Source organism: Rhodococcus sp. NPDC003382 (genome assembly GCF_053589135.1).
This window is the reverse complement of sequence record NZ_JBSFRH010000059.1, coordinates 1-15,678: the sequence shown is the minus strand read 5'-3', so window position 1 is coordinate 15,678 and position 15,678 is coordinate 1. Positions and strand designations below refer to the sequence as shown.

13 protein-coding genes and 1 pseudogene are annotated in these 15,678 nt (G+C 64.1%); 10 read left to right on the top strand and 4 right to left on the bottom strand.

The window, feature by feature from the left end; all coding sequences use genetic code 11:
• Genes ACWDUD_RS27115 through ACWDUD_RS27075 form a run of 9 tightly spaced genes read left to right on the top strand, consistent with a single transcriptional unit; the run spans window position 1 to window position 9,131 of the window.
• Window positions 1-1,164: an MCE family protein gene (locus ACWDUD_RS27115; RefSeq protein ID WP_072816335.1), complete on the top strand. Its 1,164-nt coding sequence runs from the start codon at window positions 1-3 to the stop codon at window positions 1,162-1,164.
• Window positions 1,164-2,165: an MCE family protein gene (locus ACWDUD_RS27110; RefSeq protein WP_072816333.1), complete on the top strand. Its 1,002-nt coding sequence runs from the start codon at window positions 1,164-1,166 to the stop codon at window positions 2,163-2,165. The genes ACWDUD_RS27115 and ACWDUD_RS27110 overlap by 1 nt, the downstream gene beginning before the upstream one ends.
• Window positions 2,165-3,166, top strand: coding sequence for an MCE family protein (locus tag ACWDUD_RS27105; RefSeq protein ID WP_450111340.1), 1,002 nt, complete (start codon window positions 2,165-2,167; stop codon window positions 3,164-3,166). Before ACWDUD_RS27110 ends, ACWDUD_RS27105 begins: the two co-directional genes overlap by 1 nt.
• On the top strand, window positions 3,166-4,377 hold the full coding sequence (locus ACWDUD_RS27100; protein WP_072815534.1) for an MCE family protein: 1,212 nt from the start codon (window positions 3,166-3,168) through the stop codon (window positions 4,375-4,377). The genes ACWDUD_RS27105 and ACWDUD_RS27100 overlap by 1 nt, the downstream gene beginning before the upstream one ends.
• Entirely contained in the window at window positions 4,374-5,480 is a 1,107-nt protein-coding gene (locus ACWDUD_RS27095) for an MCE family protein (RefSeq protein ID WP_072815535.1), read from the top strand. Before ACWDUD_RS27100 ends, ACWDUD_RS27095 begins: the two co-directional genes overlap by 4 nt.
• Window positions 5,480-6,964 (top strand): MCE family protein, encoded by a 1,485-nt coding sequence (locus ACWDUD_RS27090; RefSeq protein ID WP_072815536.1) that lies wholly within the window; start codon window positions 5,480-5,482, stop codon window positions 6,962-6,964. The genes ACWDUD_RS27095 and ACWDUD_RS27090 overlap by 1 nt, the downstream gene beginning before the upstream one ends.
• Complete coding sequence (locus ACWDUD_RS27085) at window positions 6,940-7,518, top strand: hypothetical protein (RefSeq protein WP_072815570.1); 579 nt, start codon at window positions 6,940-6,942, stop codon at window positions 7,516-7,518. The genes ACWDUD_RS27090 and ACWDUD_RS27085 overlap by 25 nt, the downstream gene beginning before the upstream one ends.
• The gene (locus tag ACWDUD_RS27080) at window positions 7,515-8,045 is read left to right on the top strand and encodes a hypothetical protein (protein WP_072815537.1); all 531 of its coding nucleotides are present in this window, start codon (window positions 7,515-7,517) and stop codon (window positions 8,043-8,045) included. Before ACWDUD_RS27085 ends, ACWDUD_RS27080 begins: the two co-directional genes overlap by 4 nt.
• A 57-nt stretch (window positions 8,046-8,102) precedes the next feature.
• Window positions 8,103-9,131, top strand: coding sequence for an ABC transporter ATP-binding protein (locus ACWDUD_RS27075; protein ID WP_072815538.1), 1,029 nt, complete (start codon window positions 8,103-8,105; stop codon window positions 9,129-9,131).
• A 15-nt stretch (window positions 9,132-9,146) separates the two neighbouring features.
• On the opposite strand, the gene ACWDUD_RS27070 is transcribed toward ACWDUD_RS27075, so the two are convergent.
• The 4 genes and pseudogenes from ACWDUD_RS27070 to ACWDUD_RS27055 form a co-directional block, all read right to left on the bottom strand.
• Complete coding sequence (locus ACWDUD_RS27070; RefSeq protein WP_450111339.1) at window positions 9,147-9,575, bottom strand: HIT family protein; 429 nt, start codon at window positions 9,573-9,575, stop codon at window positions 9,147-9,149.
• Between the two features lie 81 nt (window positions 9,576-9,656).
• Window positions 9,657-10,829, bottom strand: coding sequence for a helix-turn-helix transcriptional regulator (locus ACWDUD_RS27065; protein WP_280522839.1), 1,173 nt, complete (start codon window positions 10,827-10,829; stop codon window positions 9,657-9,659).
• Window positions 10,830-10,831: 2 nt separating this feature from the next.
• Complete coding sequence (locus tag ACWDUD_RS27060; RefSeq protein WP_244899388.1) at window positions 10,832-11,980, bottom strand: helix-turn-helix transcriptional regulator; 1,149 nt, start codon at window positions 11,978-11,980, stop codon at window positions 10,832-10,834.
• 330 nt (window positions 11,981-12,310) lie between these two features.
• Window positions 12,311-13,077, bottom strand: a pseudogene (locus ACWDUD_RS27055) (transposase); the annotation flags it as partial.
• A 552-nt stretch (window positions 13,078-13,629) separates the two neighbouring features.
• Here ACWDUD_RS27055 and ACWDUD_RS27050 point away from each other — a divergent pair.
• Window positions 13,630-15,513: a sensor histidine kinase gene (locus ACWDUD_RS27050; protein WP_139281993.1), complete on the top strand. Its 1,884-nt coding sequence runs from the start codon at window positions 13,630-13,632 to the stop codon at window positions 15,511-15,513.
• Window positions 15,514-15,678 lie beyond the last annotated feature (165 nt).

Sequence of the window (15,678 nt, the reverse complement as noted above, 5' to 3'; positions counted from 1 at the left end):
ATGGGTGGCCACCTCGAAGAACGGAGCCGCCTCGCCTACGTACTGCTGGGCGTGTGCCTGGTTGCGCTGATGGCGTCCGCCACAGTTGTGTGTGTCGGCGCCTATCGCGGATCGTTCACGTCGACCGTTCCGGTCACGTTGTACTCGGCGCGGTCGGGACTGATGCTCGAACCCGGTTCGGACGTCAAGATGCGTGATGTCGTCGTCGGACGGGTATCGAGTGTCCACCTGGTCGACGGTCAGGCCGAGATCGCCCTGGATATCGACCGTGACCACACTCGGGCGATACCCGAGAATGTCACGGCCGTGATCGACCCGACCACCCTGTTCGGGCGGAAGTTCGTCACACTGATCCGGCCGGAACACCCCTCGGCAACATCGGTGTCGGCAGGTTCGGTCGTCCGGAGTACCGGCGTTGCCACCGAGGTCAACGACCTCCTGGACTCACTCGTCACGGTCCTGCGGACGGTGGAGCCGCAGAAGGTCAATGCCACCCTGAACGCACTGTCCACCGCCCTGCAGGGGCGCGGCGGGGACCTCGGCGACATGATGGTCGAGCTCGACACCTATCTGTCGGAATTCAACGGCAGCCTCCCCACTCTCCAGCGCGACCTGGTCAAGGGCGCCGAGGTCGCCGATGTCCTCGCCGACGCCGCTCCCGACCTCCTCCGAACGATCGACCGGGTGAGCGCAACCAGTGACACGATCACCGAAAAGGAACAGCAGTTCAACGCATTCCTTCTCAGCTTCAGCGGTTTCGGGAACAGCGGGCATAGCCTGTTCGAGGCCGCCGGAGTCTCCCTCGAATCGACACTCGATGCGTTCGAACCGACGACTGCGCTGCTCGCGCAACACGCCCCGATGTACCCGTGCTTCCTTGCCGATCTGGATCAGGCCAACCGGTTCCTCGAACGCACGGTCGGCGGCAGCGATCAGCCGGGCCTGAACATCCTCGGGACACTGCTGATGGGCGACCCTCCATACACCTACCCGGAGAACGCGCCGCGCAACGGCGCAGACGGCCCACCGCGGTGCTACGACCCGGAACAACCTCCCGGCCACACTCCGTTCGACGACGGCAGCGACGCGTACCGACCCGCCCGGACAATGGAGGACCTTGTCGGTAATCCGTTTGCCCAGCTCATGTTCGGAGGTGAAGGTTGATGACGAGGGGTCCGGGAATCAAGCTGCTCGCCTTCGTCCTCGTCACGTCACTGACCGGGTTCGGCGTGGCCACCGTGGTCGGCAACATGCGGTTCGGCAGCACACACACCTATCAAGCGGTCTTCGCGAACGCCTCGGGACTCGGCAACGGTGAGGACGTCAAGGTCGGCGGAGTGCCGCTGGGCAAGGTCGAGGATGTCGAGGTGGCCCCCGACGGCACCGCTGTCGTCTCGTTCTCCCTTTCGACCGAACGCCGGCTGACGGCGGGAACGACCGCGGCGATCAGGTACAAGAACCTGATCGGTGACCGCTACCTGGAGCTGTCGAACGGAGCAGGCGCCATCAGCGCACTCGAGGGTCCCATTCCGATCGAGCAGACCACACCGGCGCTCGATCTCGATCAGGTGGTCAACGGTTTCCGGCCCCTGCTTCAAGGCCTCGACCCCGATCGGACCAATCAGCTGACGACGTCGCTGATAGAGGTGCTCAACGGCCAGGAGGAGAGCATCGGCCGCCTGGTCGCCCAGATCGGAGCACTCAGCAACTCCCTGGCGGATCGAGATCAGGCGATCGGCCGGGTGGTGAGCAACTTCAACACGGTCGTCGGGACGGTGAGCGACCGCAGTGAACAGTTCTCGTTGCTCATCGATCAGCTCCAGAGGCTCGTCGAGGGCCTCGACGGCGATCGTGACCAGATAACGAATTCGCTGACGAGCATCGATCGCGTGACCGACACCCTGGCCGGGGTGCTAGAGCAAAATCGTCCTGCGATCGCGGAGGACGTGGTCGCGCTCGGCGATCTCGCAGGAAACCTGAACGCGAACACGGAGACGATCGACCTCGTGCTGTCGACATTGCCGGAGAACTACCGGCTCATCTCACGCGTTGCCGGGTACGGCAGCTTCGTGAACTTCTTCGTGTGCGGCCTCGCAGTCAAGTACGCACCCGGGCCGGGCGGTATGACACCGATGTTCACGGCGCCCGCAGAAAGGTGTCGGTGATGATCGGCAAATCATTCCTCGAACGCGACGCCTTTCGGATGGGTCTCATCGGGACGGCACTCTTGATCGGAGGCCTGCTCCTCGCGTTGAACGTCAAGTCGATACCCGGATTCAACGGAGCAACGACATATCGCGCCGAGTTCGCCGATGCCAGTGGCCTTGCCGTGGGCGACTCGACTCAGATAGCTGGAGTGAAAGTCGGTGAAGTGACATTGATTTCACTTGGCGAAGGCAAAGTGGACGTCGAGTTCGACGTCGACGGTGGTTCCGTTACTCTCGGTGACGACACCTCCGTTGCAATCAAGGTCGAAACCGCACTCGGCCGGCGCTACCTGGAGATCACACCAGGAAATCACGGACAGCTTGCCGCAGATTCCACCATTCCGACTTCGCGCACCACTTCCGGATACGACATCACCCGGGCGCTGGAGGAGGTCACCGGTAAAGTTTCCGAGACCGACACAGCAAACCTGTCAGGTGCACTCGATCAGATCGTCGCGGTCGAGAACGAACTCCCACCCGATCTGAAATCGTCCCTGGACGGCCTGTCACGACTGTCCGACACCGTGGCGAGCCGAGACGAAGAACTACGCCGGCTACTCGCCGGAGCAGCCGATGTCTCCGGCATCCTCGCAGAGCGCGACGCCCAGGTTGCAGCGCTGTTCGGCCAGGGCCAAACACTCTTCGCCGCATTGAACAACCGGTCGGACACCATTCATCGCGTCCTCGTGCAGTCACGCCAGGTGGCCGACGCACTGACCGGACTCGCCCGGGACAACTCCGCGACGCTCGGACCCACGCTCGATCGATTGAAGACTTTGGTGACGACATTGAACACGAACTACGACAACATCGACGCGTCGCTGACCGGCCTCGAACGGTTCACGAAACAGGTCGGTGAAGCGGTGGGCAGCGGACCGTTCTTCGGCGTACTGCTGCACAATATCGTCCCGGCTAATCTCTCCGGTCAGCTCCCGGGAAGCCTGGGAGGGCCGCGGTGATGACCTTCCTACGCGAAACAGCCGCCTCGCCCACGGCCAAGGCACTGGCCGCGATCGTCGCCACCGCCCTGATCGGACTGGTCGCTGTCGCCTGGGCCCAGAACCGCGCCGTCAATCACGTCACTGCGTACTTCCACAACACCACCGGCATGTATGTCGGCGACCGGGTGAAGATTCTCGGCGTCGAGGTCGGCCGCATCACCTCGATCCAACCGGACGGTGAACGCGTACGGGTCGAGCTCGAATACGACAACGACTACCCGGTTCCTGCCGATGCGAAGGCGGCCGTCGTAGCGCCGACCCTGGTGACGGGTCGATACATTCAACTGGCACCCGCCTACACCGAGGGACCCACGCTGGCCGACGGCGACGAGATCCCTCTCGACCGTACAGCCGTGCCGGTCGAATTCGACGAGGTCAAGAAGCAGGTCGTCAAGCTCAGTGAAGACGCCGGCCGCACCCCGGAAAATCCCGACGGCTCGCTCAACGAATTCGTGAGCAGCACCGCACGTACGCTGAACGGAACCGGATCCGCACTCCACGATTCCCTCACCGATCTGTCGGATGCCGCTACGACACTTGCTGCCGGTGGCGAAGATCTGTTCGGTACGGTCGCGAGCCTGCAGCGGTTCACCACATCTCTTGCAGCAAACGACGAGCAAATCCGTTCGTTCAGTGAGGAACTCGCGAGCGTATCGGGGATGCTCAACGCCAACCGCACCGAACTCGACGCGCTCCTGAGCAGCATGCTGACGACGTTCGACGAGGTCACGGTGTTCATCGAGGACAACCGCGGCGCACTGGTCGACAACATCGACCAACTCGAGAACATCACCCGATTGCTCGTCGACCGCCAGGACACGTTGATGACGATTCTCCACGCGGGACCCACCGCATTGTCGGACTTCTACAACATCTACGATCCCGACGCCAATTCGCTGACCGGCGCGCTCGCCGTTCCCGATGTGCCGGACGCACGTTCGCTCATCTGCGCCCTGCTGACGACCGCGAACGCCCCAGAGAACGAATGCGCCAAGGCAGCAGGCTCCTTCGCCGCACCGGTTGCCGGAACCGCAGCGGAACGGGTGGCACAGGCGGCAGTTCCCACATTCGATCCGGCGGCGCCGGCCGGAACACCGGCACCGGCCGACCCGCTGGCCTCGATCACCGCCGGTCTGCAGCAGCTCATTATGCCGGAGGCCCCGAAATGACGGATCGGGCTCGAAAGTCGGTGGTCACCGCCGCTGTGTTCGTCGGCGTCCTGGCCACCGCAGGGTGCCGATTCGACGGCATCAATTCCATCCCCCTTCCCGGAAATTCCTTCGACGGAGACACCTACCGAGTGATCGTCGAACTGGCCGATATCCAGAATCTGGTGGGCAACTCACCGGTCAAGTCGGACAACGTCGTCATCGGGAACATCAGTCATATTGCAGCCGACAACTGGGGTGCCCGACTGACACTCGAACTCGATACGGATGCCGTGATTCCGGCCAACGTCGGCGCCAAGCTGGCACAGACGAGTGTGCTCGGATCACAGCATCTCGAGCTCTCCGTTCCTCCCGGAACGGATGCGGCAGGCCGGCTTTCCGACGGCGACGTCATTCCGCTCGAGCGCACCGGCCAATACCCGTCGACGGAAGAGGTACTCTCCGCTCTCGCGCTTGTCCTCAACGGCAGCGGACTACAGCAGATTCGCACCGTGACATCGGAACTCAGCCGGGTCCTCGGCGGCAGGGAGGAGTCCCTGCGAAGCCTGTTCGCCAACCTCGGCGATTTCGTGGACGGTCTCGATCAGCAACGCGACGACATCATCCGGGCGATCGACGGGCTGGACCGTCTCGGCACCGAACTGGCCCAGCAGAATCAGACGATCGATCGGGGCATCACCTCGATCCAACCGGCCCTCCAGGTTCTGGACGAGCAGCAGGCACAGCTCACCACCATGCTGGTCGACGTCGCACGATTCGGTGAGGTTGCCGCCGATGTGTTGGCGAGCAGCCGCGACGACCTCGACGCGAATCTGCGTTCACTGCAGCCGATTCTGTCTCAGCTCGCAGCGGCCGGGGATCACCTCCCCGAAGCCCTCAAGATCGCTGCGTCGATTCCGTTCCCCGTGACCACTACCCAGCGCGCGATCCGGGGCGACTACATGAACCTCTTCCTCACTCTCGACGTCAGCGCCGAGACCGTGGGTGGCAAGGTGCTCGGCAGCATCCCCATCGACGAGCTGGTGGGACTGAACCCCGCTCGTCAGGCAGTGGACCCACTGCTGGCACCGACCGGTGCACAAGCGAACGGAGGACCGCGCTGATGAGATCCAAGCTCGTCCGCTTCCAACTCGTCGTCTTCGCGGTGGTGTCCGTCCTCGCGGTCTCCAATGCCGCAGTCTCCTACCTTGGCATCAAGCGAGTAACCGGGATCGGTATGTACACGGTCAGCGCAGAATTCGAGAGGGCTGGTGGGCTCTACGTCAATTCGCTCGTAACCTACCGCGGGGTCGATATAGGTGTCGTGAAGGCGATCGACGTCGGTCCGGACAGCGCCGTCGCGGAACTCCGGATCGACTCCGAATTCGCAATTCCGCGGAACAGCCATGCCTTCGTCCGAAGCGTCTCCGCTATCGGCGAGCAGTACCTCGACATCGTGCCGGATTCTTCCGAGGGTCCCTTCCTCGAGGAAGGCGACCTGATCGCCGAGGTGGACACCGATGTCCCCGTCCCCGCATCGGAAGTCGTCGACAAGGTCAATCTGCTGCTCTCCGAACTGCCCAAGGACGATCTCCGCGTCACGGTCGACGAGGCATACACCGCTTTCAACGGCACTGGGCCGGCTCTGTCCCAGCTCATCGACTCGTCACGGCAGTTCATCGCGCTTGCGCAGGCGACGATCGGTCCCACCCGCACGCTGCTCGACGACGCCGAACCTGTGCTGGATGCAGTGGTCGACTCACGTGCCGACATCGCGGGCTTCACACGCGATCTCGCTTCGTTCTCCGAGCAATTGGTGATGAGTGACGCCCAGATCCGCGGAGTCCTCGACAACGGCTCTCGGTTCTTCGACACGACCAGCGCCACATTCGACGACGTCCGGCCGACCGTGCCGCTCCTGCTCGCCAACCTGCAAACCGTGGGAGAGGTCTTCCGCGTAAATATCCCTGGGCTTCGACAGATTCTGGTCGTCTACCCCGCAGTGGCCACGTCGATCAACTACATGCATCGAGGAATGCAAGGCGAGGACATGGTGTACGGGCAGGGCCGCCTCGACGTCAAGCTCGGAAACTCCGCAAACCCCCTCCCCTGCACCGAGGGGTATCAGGAAACAATGCGCCGCGATCCGAGTGATCTCAGCACCGCCCCCGCCCCGGAGAACTCGTACTGTCGTCTCCCACAGACGGATCCACGAGTAGCTCGGGGTGCACGAAACCTCCCGTGCGCGACAGATCCTTCCATACGGACTGCGGAGATCTCCGAGTGCCCTGGCGGCCCGCCCTCGACCTGGCCCGGGATGCTCGCGAGACCGGGACAGCCCTACTCGCCTCCGGCTGCCAATGCTCCGGACACTGATCCGACCGCGCCCATACCGGCCCCCGATGTCACCGGCCCGGCACCCGTCGTCCCTGCTTCCTGGCCGGGGACCGTACAGAACCCGGGTGACGTACATACCGCGAGTGTTCCTTACGACCCGGTCACCGGGAACTTTCGCGCTCCGAACGGGGATCTGTACTCGATCACCGACGCCTCCGCACCCCGCACCACCGAAGAGGATTCGACATGGCAAGCACTGATGCTCCGGTAGTGAACGACTCCGACCATCAACGCGACCAGGACGCCGAACCCCTGCCCCATGAGCCGACTGCGCCGGCACCGAGTCGGGGAATCGCCATCGGCACCGTCGCGACCGTGGTCACCGCAATCGCGGCCGCGGTGATCGCAGGCATGTCGTGGTCGGAACTTCGGACCGAGCGGGCCTCGCAGGAACGGGACGAGCAGATCCTCGCAACGGCGCGACAGGTGGTGGTCAACATGGTGACGTTGAGGCATCAAAGTGTGGACGAAGACCTCCAGCGGGTCGCCGACGGTACCACCGGACCGTTCCGCGACCAGTTCACCGGATCGGCAGGAAGCTTCAACGACGTTCTGAGCCAGGGGCAGGTGGAGTCGACCGGCGAGGTGAAGGAGGCCGGCCTCGTCGAAGCCGACGACCGGCATGCCGTGGTCCTCGCGGCTGTAACCTCGACGGTCAAGAACACCGAGGCCCCGGACGGTGAGGGCCGGATGTACCGCATGAAAGTCACCCTTGACGCTGTGGACGGCCGCTGGCTCGTCTCGGATGTGGAGTTCGTCGCATGAGAAACGTCATCACCATAGTGTCCGACCGGAATGCATCCGGGGCATTCGTGCGCCGGCCGGCAGTGCGCTACCTCGCGGCAGCGGTCGCCGTCGGCCTGGTCGCGGTCGCCGCTGCCGCCGCACTCCAGCTTCACGCGTATCGCCGTGTGGACGACGCGCGGAATCAGGCACGCGATCGTGCCACGGCGCTGGTCCCCGACGTACTGTCCTACGACTTCAGCACCATCGAGGCACATTTCGAAGAGATCCTCCCCCAACTGGGCGGCGATCTGCGGGACCGATTCGACCGGGTCGGACGCGAGGTCGTTGTCCCATCCGCGAAGAATCGTCAGGTTGTCACCACCGCGACCGTCGTCGAATCCTCGGTCGTCTCTGCATCGCCGGAGACAGTTGCCCTGCTGTTCTTCGTCAACCAGGCGACCACGAGCGCCGACAGCGCCGCACCGCGACTCGACGGCAGCCGCGTTCGGGTGGTCATGTCCGAAATAGAAGGGACTTGGGTCATGACGGAGATGACGCCACTCTGACCAGTTGAGTTCGAATCATCTTTTGCACCAGACGTTTCGGAACACGAGGAGGAATTCATGGGTGTCGAGGTCGCGGTCGAGGGGCTCACGAAGTCGTTCGGCTCACAGAGGATCTGGCAGGACGTCACCCTGACGTTGCCGTCCGGAGAGGTCAGCGCACTGCTCGGCCCGTCCGGTACGGGTAAGTCGGTGTTCCTGAAGTCGCTGATCGGTCTGCTCCGCCCGGAGCAGGGCTCGATCGTCATCGACGGCACGGACATCCTGCAGTGCTCGAGCAAGGAGCTCTACGAGATCCGGAAGCTGTTCGGTGTCCTGTTCCAGGACGGCGCGCTGTTCGGATCGATGAACCTGTACGACAACGTGGCGTTCCCGCTGCGTGAGCACACCAAGAAGTCCGAGTCCGACATCCGCAAGATCGTGATGGACAAGCTTGAGCTGGTCGGTCTGCTCGGCGCCGAGGACAAGCTGCCCGGTGAGATCTCCGGCGGTATGCGCAAGCGTGCCGGCCTGGCGCGGGCGCTGGTGCTCGATCCGCAGATCATCCTGGTCGACGAGCCGGACTCCGGTCTGGATCCGGTGCGCACCACGTACATCTCGCAGACGTTGATCGACATCAACGCCGAGATCGACGCGACGATCCTGATCGTGTCGCACAACATCAATCTGGCGCGGACGGTGCCGGACAACATCGGGATGTTGTTCCGCCGGGAGCTGGTGATGTTCGGTCCGCGTGAGGTGTTGCTGACTTCGGACGAGCCGGTGGTCAAGCAGTTCCTGAACGGCACGATGATCGGTCCGATCGGGATGTCGGAGGAGAAGGACGAGGCGCAGATGGCGCACGAGCAGGCGCTCGTGGACGCCGGGCATCATGCGGGTGGTGTCGATGATGTCGAGGGCATCGTGCCGCAGATGCAGGCGACCCCGGGTATGCCCGTCCGGCAGGCGGTGCGGCGCCGGCAAGACCGCGTCCGTTCGATCCTGCACACCCTGCCCGAGAGCGCTCGAATCGCTATCGAGGAGAGTATCGACGCCGACTACATACCGTCGTCGTTTCCCTCGTTCACGGAGCCGCTCGAGTCCGTGTAGTCGGGCGTGCGTCACTCAATCCAGGGCTGCGAGAAGCCGACTCCCCAACGCAGCAATCGTGCCTGTGCTGCCGGGGACTCTCGGTTGCCACGGCAGCACCAACCGATCCTTTGCCTTGTCGACATACCTGGGAACGACGTGCAGGTGGAAATGGAAGACGGTCTGCCACACATCGGCACCGCAGCAATTGAGGAGATTCACCTCGACGGACCCGAGTTCCTCGATTACGGTCCTGGCGATTCGTTGCTCGGTGAGGGTGACGGCAGTCAGGTTGCCGGGCGGGATTTCCAGGAGATCTACGCTGTGCCGCTTGGGAATGACCAGCAGGTGACCGTCGGAAGCCGGATTGACGTCCATGAAGGCATAGGTGGTCTCGTCCTCGGACACTTTCGTGTGCGGAACTTCGCCCGCAACGATCCCACAGAAGAGGCACTGATCACTCACGACCAGCGATCGTGGCCATAACCATGTTGCACTGCAAAATAATTGAAGGACCAAGCGGCGCGTCGAGATCCGTTCTCGATGTCACCGGCCGTCGATCCGGGTCGCCTCCAGATAGAGGTGGACCGCTTCGGATCGGTTCAATGCTCCGAGCTTGCGCAGGATCTTCTTGACGTGCGACTTGACCGTGAAGATGCTGATGACGAGTTCTTCTGCGATCTCGGCATTCGAACGTCCGACCGACATCAGCGCGAAGACCTCGCGCTCACGTTCGGTCAGCTCGTCCAGACCCGGAAGGGTGCCGGCGAGGTAGGTGCCCGGCACGATGGGTATCGTCCCGGAGGCGATATGCGACTCCAGAACGGACACCTCTGCAGTCGAAAGACGTTCCGCTTCGAGGGACTCCTGGTGCAGACGATCGAGAATGAGCTGCTTCTGCTCGGACAGTCGCTCGGACATCATCGCGCGTTCGAAGAGGGTGCCGAATCCCGCCGCGAATGCGCCCAGCAGATCGCATTCGGCGGCCCCGGGTGCGTGGCCATCGGTGTGGCTCGCGTGCAGAAGCCCGATGATTCCGGTGGAAATCGGAATCGGTGCCACCACGTATCCCGCGGCCCCGAACCACGAAACCGTCGAGAAAGCGGCTACCGCCTCCGGACAGTCCGGTAGTGCCAGGACAGCGGAGTGTGATTCGACCGCTCGATGCTCCGGAGAACCGGACGTGAGCGCCATCGTCGGCAGCGTTCCGACGTCGACCGCGGTGTCCCGTTCGAACATCGTGTCCACAACAGTCCAGGTACTCCCGTGCACTTCCGACACGAGGATCCGACTCAGCCCGGTCATCTCGACAGCATCGGCGCACACTCCCTTGGCCAGGGCTGCGACGCTCTCGGCTCCGCGGAGGCGGCGGATCGCGCCCGCGAAATCGGCGACACTCACTACCGCCTCCGACGGTGCTGTGCGCAGGCCCCGGCGCGCGTCACGGATATCAGCAAGCAGACGTCCGAGTGACACCTTCCGGCCGGCATCCATGTCCGCCAATCCGCCCAGACCGGCCTCCGTGGCCTCGTCCAGCAGAGCGAGCATGAGGCCCGGCGAGACCCTCCGCGTACGGATCGGCGCTTCCGGCCCGAGCCCGAAGTCGCCCTGGAAACGCACGAGCAGGGCCACCGCATGTTCAATTGCATTCGAGCCACCGTGCGACGGCGTCGAGCTCTGAGCGAGCGGCGGCCGTCCATCGACCTCGACGATGCTCACCTTCACCGAATCCGGTGGATGTACAGCGCAGCGGCCGCGGCCCTTGTTGGCACGCACAGCTTCTTCAAGATGTGTTTCACGTGGGACTTCACGGTGCCCTCGGCTATTACCAGCGTACGAGCGATCTGGTTGTTGGTCGCTCCCGTGGCGATATGCGACAGAATCTCGCGCTCACGCACTGTCAAGATCGCAGGGAACCCCGCCGGGGACGGATCGGCGACGAGTTGTCGAGAATGTGGAGCCGGACCGTCGGGCCGCCTCCTACGAAGGCCCGCCTCCACCTTCTCGATGCGTTCGAGTTGCGCATCGGTGGCATCGAAGGACGCAGCCAGTCGAGTTCGCTGCGCACTGATCCGCTCCCGCAGCACCGCCTGCTCGTAGATCAAGGCGAAGAATGTGGCGAAGGCATCCAGCCTGTCCCGATCGTCCGAATCCAGTCGATCCTCTCCGCCGGCTCGATCGGCATGGATGAGTCCGATCGCCTTCCCTCGCGAAACCAACGGCACGGCCGTATACGACGAACAGTGCGCTGCTACAACAAGTTCCTTCAATGTGCGTTCGTCCTTCAGCGGAGCGAGTACCAGCGCCGGAATGCGCCGGCGCACGAGCTCGGTCTCCAGCGGTGCATCGACCAGGGAGAACTCGGCGCTATCGACGAAGTCGGTGAAATCGAATGGCGAGTCGCGAAACTCAGGATCAACGTGAAGTCGCCGCGGGCGCCATGCCGAGCCGCTGATCGCCGAGATCATTGCCCGGTTGAACGGCAACTCCGAACAAACGACCTCGGGCACCGCCTGGACCATATCGACTGCCGAAAGGTGGCGAAGTACGGTTGCGGCGGCGTGCACTGCGCGCAATTCGCCGGCCCTGCGGACCGCTGCACACTCGGCGTGCAGTTCCTCGAGTTCTTCGATGCGGACGAGCACGTGGCAGGCGTCGCTGATATCGGAATCCGGTAGCCGTTCGGACGCCAGTGCACCGGTGAGCGTGCATCTCGTATCAGCGAGCGCACGCCGAACATCCCCCGGATAGGATTGCGGAGGATCCTGCCCGAGGATTCTCGCCGCTACGTTCAAGAGGTCGTACGCCTGCCGAGCAAGCCCACGTTCCTGCGCTCCCTCTGCTTGTATCGCTCGAGTCATTCCGATCATTGCGCTCCGTAGTTGGGCCGTCCCATACGCACTCTGTGCGTCCGTGCCGACGACACGCTTACCGACCACCGGCTGTTGTGACTCGAATCACTAAACACGAACACTCGATGTCGAGCAAGTCGGCACGAGCCCGTCCATGCTCGCGAAGAGGGGCGCTGACCTCGATCTTTCTTGAGTCCGGTGTGTCGGCCTGGGCGTCTTCGGATTGGGTGTGGAGAACGTGGAATTGGTGTGCGGCCACGGTCTGTCGCCCGACACCTCGAGTGACGTCGGGGTCCACTGCCCCGAATGCGTGAGGTCCTTTCGTTCGGTCGGATACGTTCTGGCTGTTCAGGCCGGTGCGGGCAGCGCGTCGAGTCGGTCCAGTGCTGCGGTGGGGACCTCGACCGAGGGTGCCCGGCCGGCGAGATCAACCACGGTGCGGCGGGCGTGACGGGTGATCCGCCCGGCGATCGACCACAGTCGCAACCGCATACGTTCCGGTTCCCAACACCGGGCTGGATGATCGATGAGGGGCCAGTATCTGGGTCCAGGCGACGAGCTCACACGCCAGCTGCACGATCGCCAACCAGATCCTGTTCTGATCGAAACCCGTGCAACGGAAGGTTCTGCAAACCAGTGACTTTCGCCGCCCGAGTCCAGTCTTCGCACCGAGCCCGCCGCCGGTGCCGCAACTCCAGGTCGGGAACCTGATCACCACGAGTGTTGGTGACGAACGCGATCAGGCGCAGGCCGTCGCGGTCGGTGAACCGCAACTGAGCTCCCGGATACGGCTTTCCTTCCGGACGATGATTCGCATCCCTTCGGCCAGGTGGACACGTCGAGCAGATCAGTGATCTCGGTGACCCAGGTACCGTCGCGGACCTGCCCGTCGGCGTCGTAGGCCGGGGTCCGCGCCTGTTCGGGAACCAGCTCGATCGCCTCGGCGAGGGTGTCGGTCAACCCGAACCCGACCAGCTACGAGAGCCTGCGCTTGTTCAGATATTCGATCAGTTGGTGGCTGCCGCCAGCCCCTCGATACGCACCAGTGCTTTCTTCCCTACCCGGTACGTCGGGTCGAACGGCAACTGGGCCAGGGCCTCAGCGATGGGTACGACGGACACCACGGGAAGATTCTCGGTTGCGACCACGAAAAATTCGATGTCGACCCCCTCGACGGCTCCGTGGGACCGAGGCCCCTCGACTCCGCCCTGGCCGACTGGTGTTGCACCTTCGGCTGGAATAGGCAGACCGTCTACAGGATCTTCGAGTTCGCCCTGTCCCGATCGTCGGCATACTCCTATCACCCCACGGCGACGTAGCGCACTCGCGACCGAGTGGGGTGCACCATGATCACGAAATCGTTTTCTTGCACACAGCTGTTCGGAACAGACACTCGTAATCATGCATGCAGTATGTATGTTTCAATCAGGTGTGCCGGGAGCATAAATCGCCTGTTGAAGTAAATCGATCTTGACTACCCGACCACCGGTGCCTACTATTCTGCGAGCTCGCAGAAAGCTATGCGTGCCACATCAATTCGCTGGTATCCGGCATCGTCACAGGTTCGAGTCGCCGGCGGCGTGCGTTTGTCCCCCGCTCCCGTGAAAGGGCCCGATTCTGTGATGACCCCTGCCGAATCTCGGCGCACCCGTCCCCAAGACTGGGGCGTGCGCACGAAAGCAGCCGTGATCGTCGCCGTACCGTTGCTCGTCCTGGGCGGGTTCGGCGGCGTGCAGATCGCGAACGAGGCACAGCGGGCCTCCCGCACCGCGACGCTCGCCGAGCAGATCGCAGCCCTTCCCACGATCATGCGATACGCCACCAGTATCGGAGCGACCGTCGGGGTGTCCGAATTCGGCCTGTCGCTGGACAAGAACAACGCGGTCTTCGTCGACGACACCGGACCGATCGAGGCCCTCGCCCGGCGGAAGGACCTCGACCCGGCGGTGTCCGAGGGGATCGGACGGATCCTGGCCGACGGCCGAGAACTGATCCGCGCCGCCGCGATGCCCGGCACTGCCGTGCCGGCGCGAATCGAGCAGATGCGGGCCTTCGGCATGCAGGTCCAACACACGGTGCGCCTGTTGGTCGATCAGGCCGAAAACACTGATGCACTCTACGAATCCGGGCGCCTGCTGGACCTGTGGCAGGCACGCCTGATGCCGTTCGACCAGGCCGCTGCATTCACCCAGCCTGTCGCAGCCTCGGATCAGGGCCGTCATATGCTCGAGACCGCGTTCGCCTCGGAGCGTGCCGTCCTCGCGGCACTACGCGGTGACGAGGAGGACCAACAGGCCCTCGCAGACCTACGCGAGGTTGTCGAGAACCGGCATGCGCTGCTGCTGAACCCGACCACCTCCGCAACGCGCACAGCAGATCTGACCGCGTCGCTGCTGGCCGGTGTGGAAGCCGGCGATCGACTTCTCGACGCGTCGGTCGGCCGCATCGTCACCACGCTGAACGAGGAGCGCGATGCCGCCCGGCAGGCGGCGATCAGCAACGCCGTTCTCATCGCCGTCGCCGTCGCCTGCGCGGTCGCGGTCACCCTGGCCATGACCAAACTGCTCGTCTCCGCGCTGCGGCGACTGCGCGACGACACCGCCCGCGCCGCCTACCACGACCTGCCCGCGGCGGTCACCGCGATCCGTGCCGGCACCGACCCCACCACCGTCGCGATCGCCCCGATCGGCGTCGACACCGACGAGGAGATCGGGCAGGTCGCCCGCGCTGTCGACGGCATGAACACCCAGGCCGTGCTGCTGGCGGCCGAACAGGCCGCACTACGCCGCCAGATCACCACCATGCTCGAAACCCTCGCCCGGCGTAACCGCTCGCTGGTGGATCGGCAGCTGGCACTGATCGAGACGCTCGAATTCAAGGAACGTGACCCGGAGCGGTTGCAGAACCTGTTCGAACTCGATCACCTGGCCGCGCGCATGCGCCGCACCGGCGAGTCGCTGCTGGTGCTGGCCGGCACCCGCAGCCGGCGCGCATCCCGCCCGGCGACACCGCTCGAGGACGTGATGCGGGCATCGGTGTCGCAGGTCGAGAACTACGAGCGGGTACGCCTCGGTGCGGTACCACCGGTCACCCTGGTCGGCAGCGTCGTCGACGACCTGATCCACCTGCTCACCGAGCTTCTGGACAATGCGCTGCGGGCGTCGGATCCGGCCACGTCGGTGATGTTCCTGGTGTCCCCGGCAGTGGAGGGCGGGTTGCTGCTCGAGATCGTCGACCGGGGTGTCGGGATACCGGCGGTGGAGCTGGAACGGGCCAACCACCGGCTCGCCGAGGGCGCCGAAACGGATGCGCAGGCGACGCGGCACATGGGGCTGTATGTGGTGGGGCGGGTCGCGCAGCGGCACGGGCTGGGAGTGCGTCTTCGTGCCACCATCGAGGCCGGCGCTGCCCGAGGAGTCACTGCGAGCGTCTACCTACCCTCAGCCGTGGTTTCCGGGTCGGGCACCGAAGTCGCCTGCAGCACGGTTCAGAGACCTCGCCGACTACCCGACTTCGGCCTGATCGACAACGGCACGCACCACTCGCGGTGACATCCCCGGTTCCGCTGGACGAGGGGTTCTGGTCTTCCGCAAGGAAGACGCAGACAATCGCGAAACCCTCGCTAGTGCCGCACCCGTGAACCTTTGCCCCGTTGCAGCCGACACGCCGACCACTTCCGGTGTGCCGGCCACGGCATCGGTCAACCTGGTCGAGTG

Bases quoted from the DNA above. Each gene is read 5' to 3' on its own strand.
- ACWDUD_RS27115 (WP_072816335.1), top strand. From the start codon at position 1: ATGGGTGGCCACCTCGAAGAACGGAGCCGCCTCGCCTACGTACTGCTG.
- ACWDUD_RS27110 (WP_072816333.1), top strand. From the start codon at position 1,164: ATGACGAGGGGTCCGGGAATCAAGCTGCTCGCCTTCGTCCTCGTCACG.
- ACWDUD_RS27105 (WP_450111340.1), top strand. From the start codon at position 2,165: ATGATCGGCAAATCATTCCTCGAACGCGACGCCTTTCGGATGGGTCTC.
- ACWDUD_RS27100 (WP_072815534.1), top strand. From the start codon at position 3,166: ATGACCTTCCTACGCGAAACAGCCGCCTCGCCCACGGCCAAGGCACTG.
- ACWDUD_RS27095 (WP_072815535.1), top strand. From the start codon at position 4,374: ATGACGGATCGGGCTCGAAAGTCGGTGGTCACCGCCGCTGTGTTCGTC.
- ACWDUD_RS27090 (WP_072815536.1), top strand. From the start codon at position 5,480: ATGAGATCCAAGCTCGTCCGCTTCCAACTCGTCGTCTTCGCGGTGGTG.
- ACWDUD_RS27085 (WP_072815570.1), top strand. From the start codon at position 6,940: ATGGCAAGCACTGATGCTCCGGTAGTGAACGACTCCGACCATCAACGC.
- ACWDUD_RS27080 (WP_072815537.1), top strand. From the start codon at position 7,515: ATGAGAAACGTCATCACCATAGTGTCCGACCGGAATGCATCCGGGGCA.
- ACWDUD_RS27075 (WP_072815538.1), top strand. From the start codon at position 8,103: ATGGGTGTCGAGGTCGCGGTCGAGGGGCTCACGAAGTCGTTCGGCTCA.
- ACWDUD_RS27060 (WP_244899388.1), bottom strand. From the start codon at position 11,980: ATGATCGGAATGACTCGAGCGATACAAGCAGAGGGAGCGCAGGAACGT.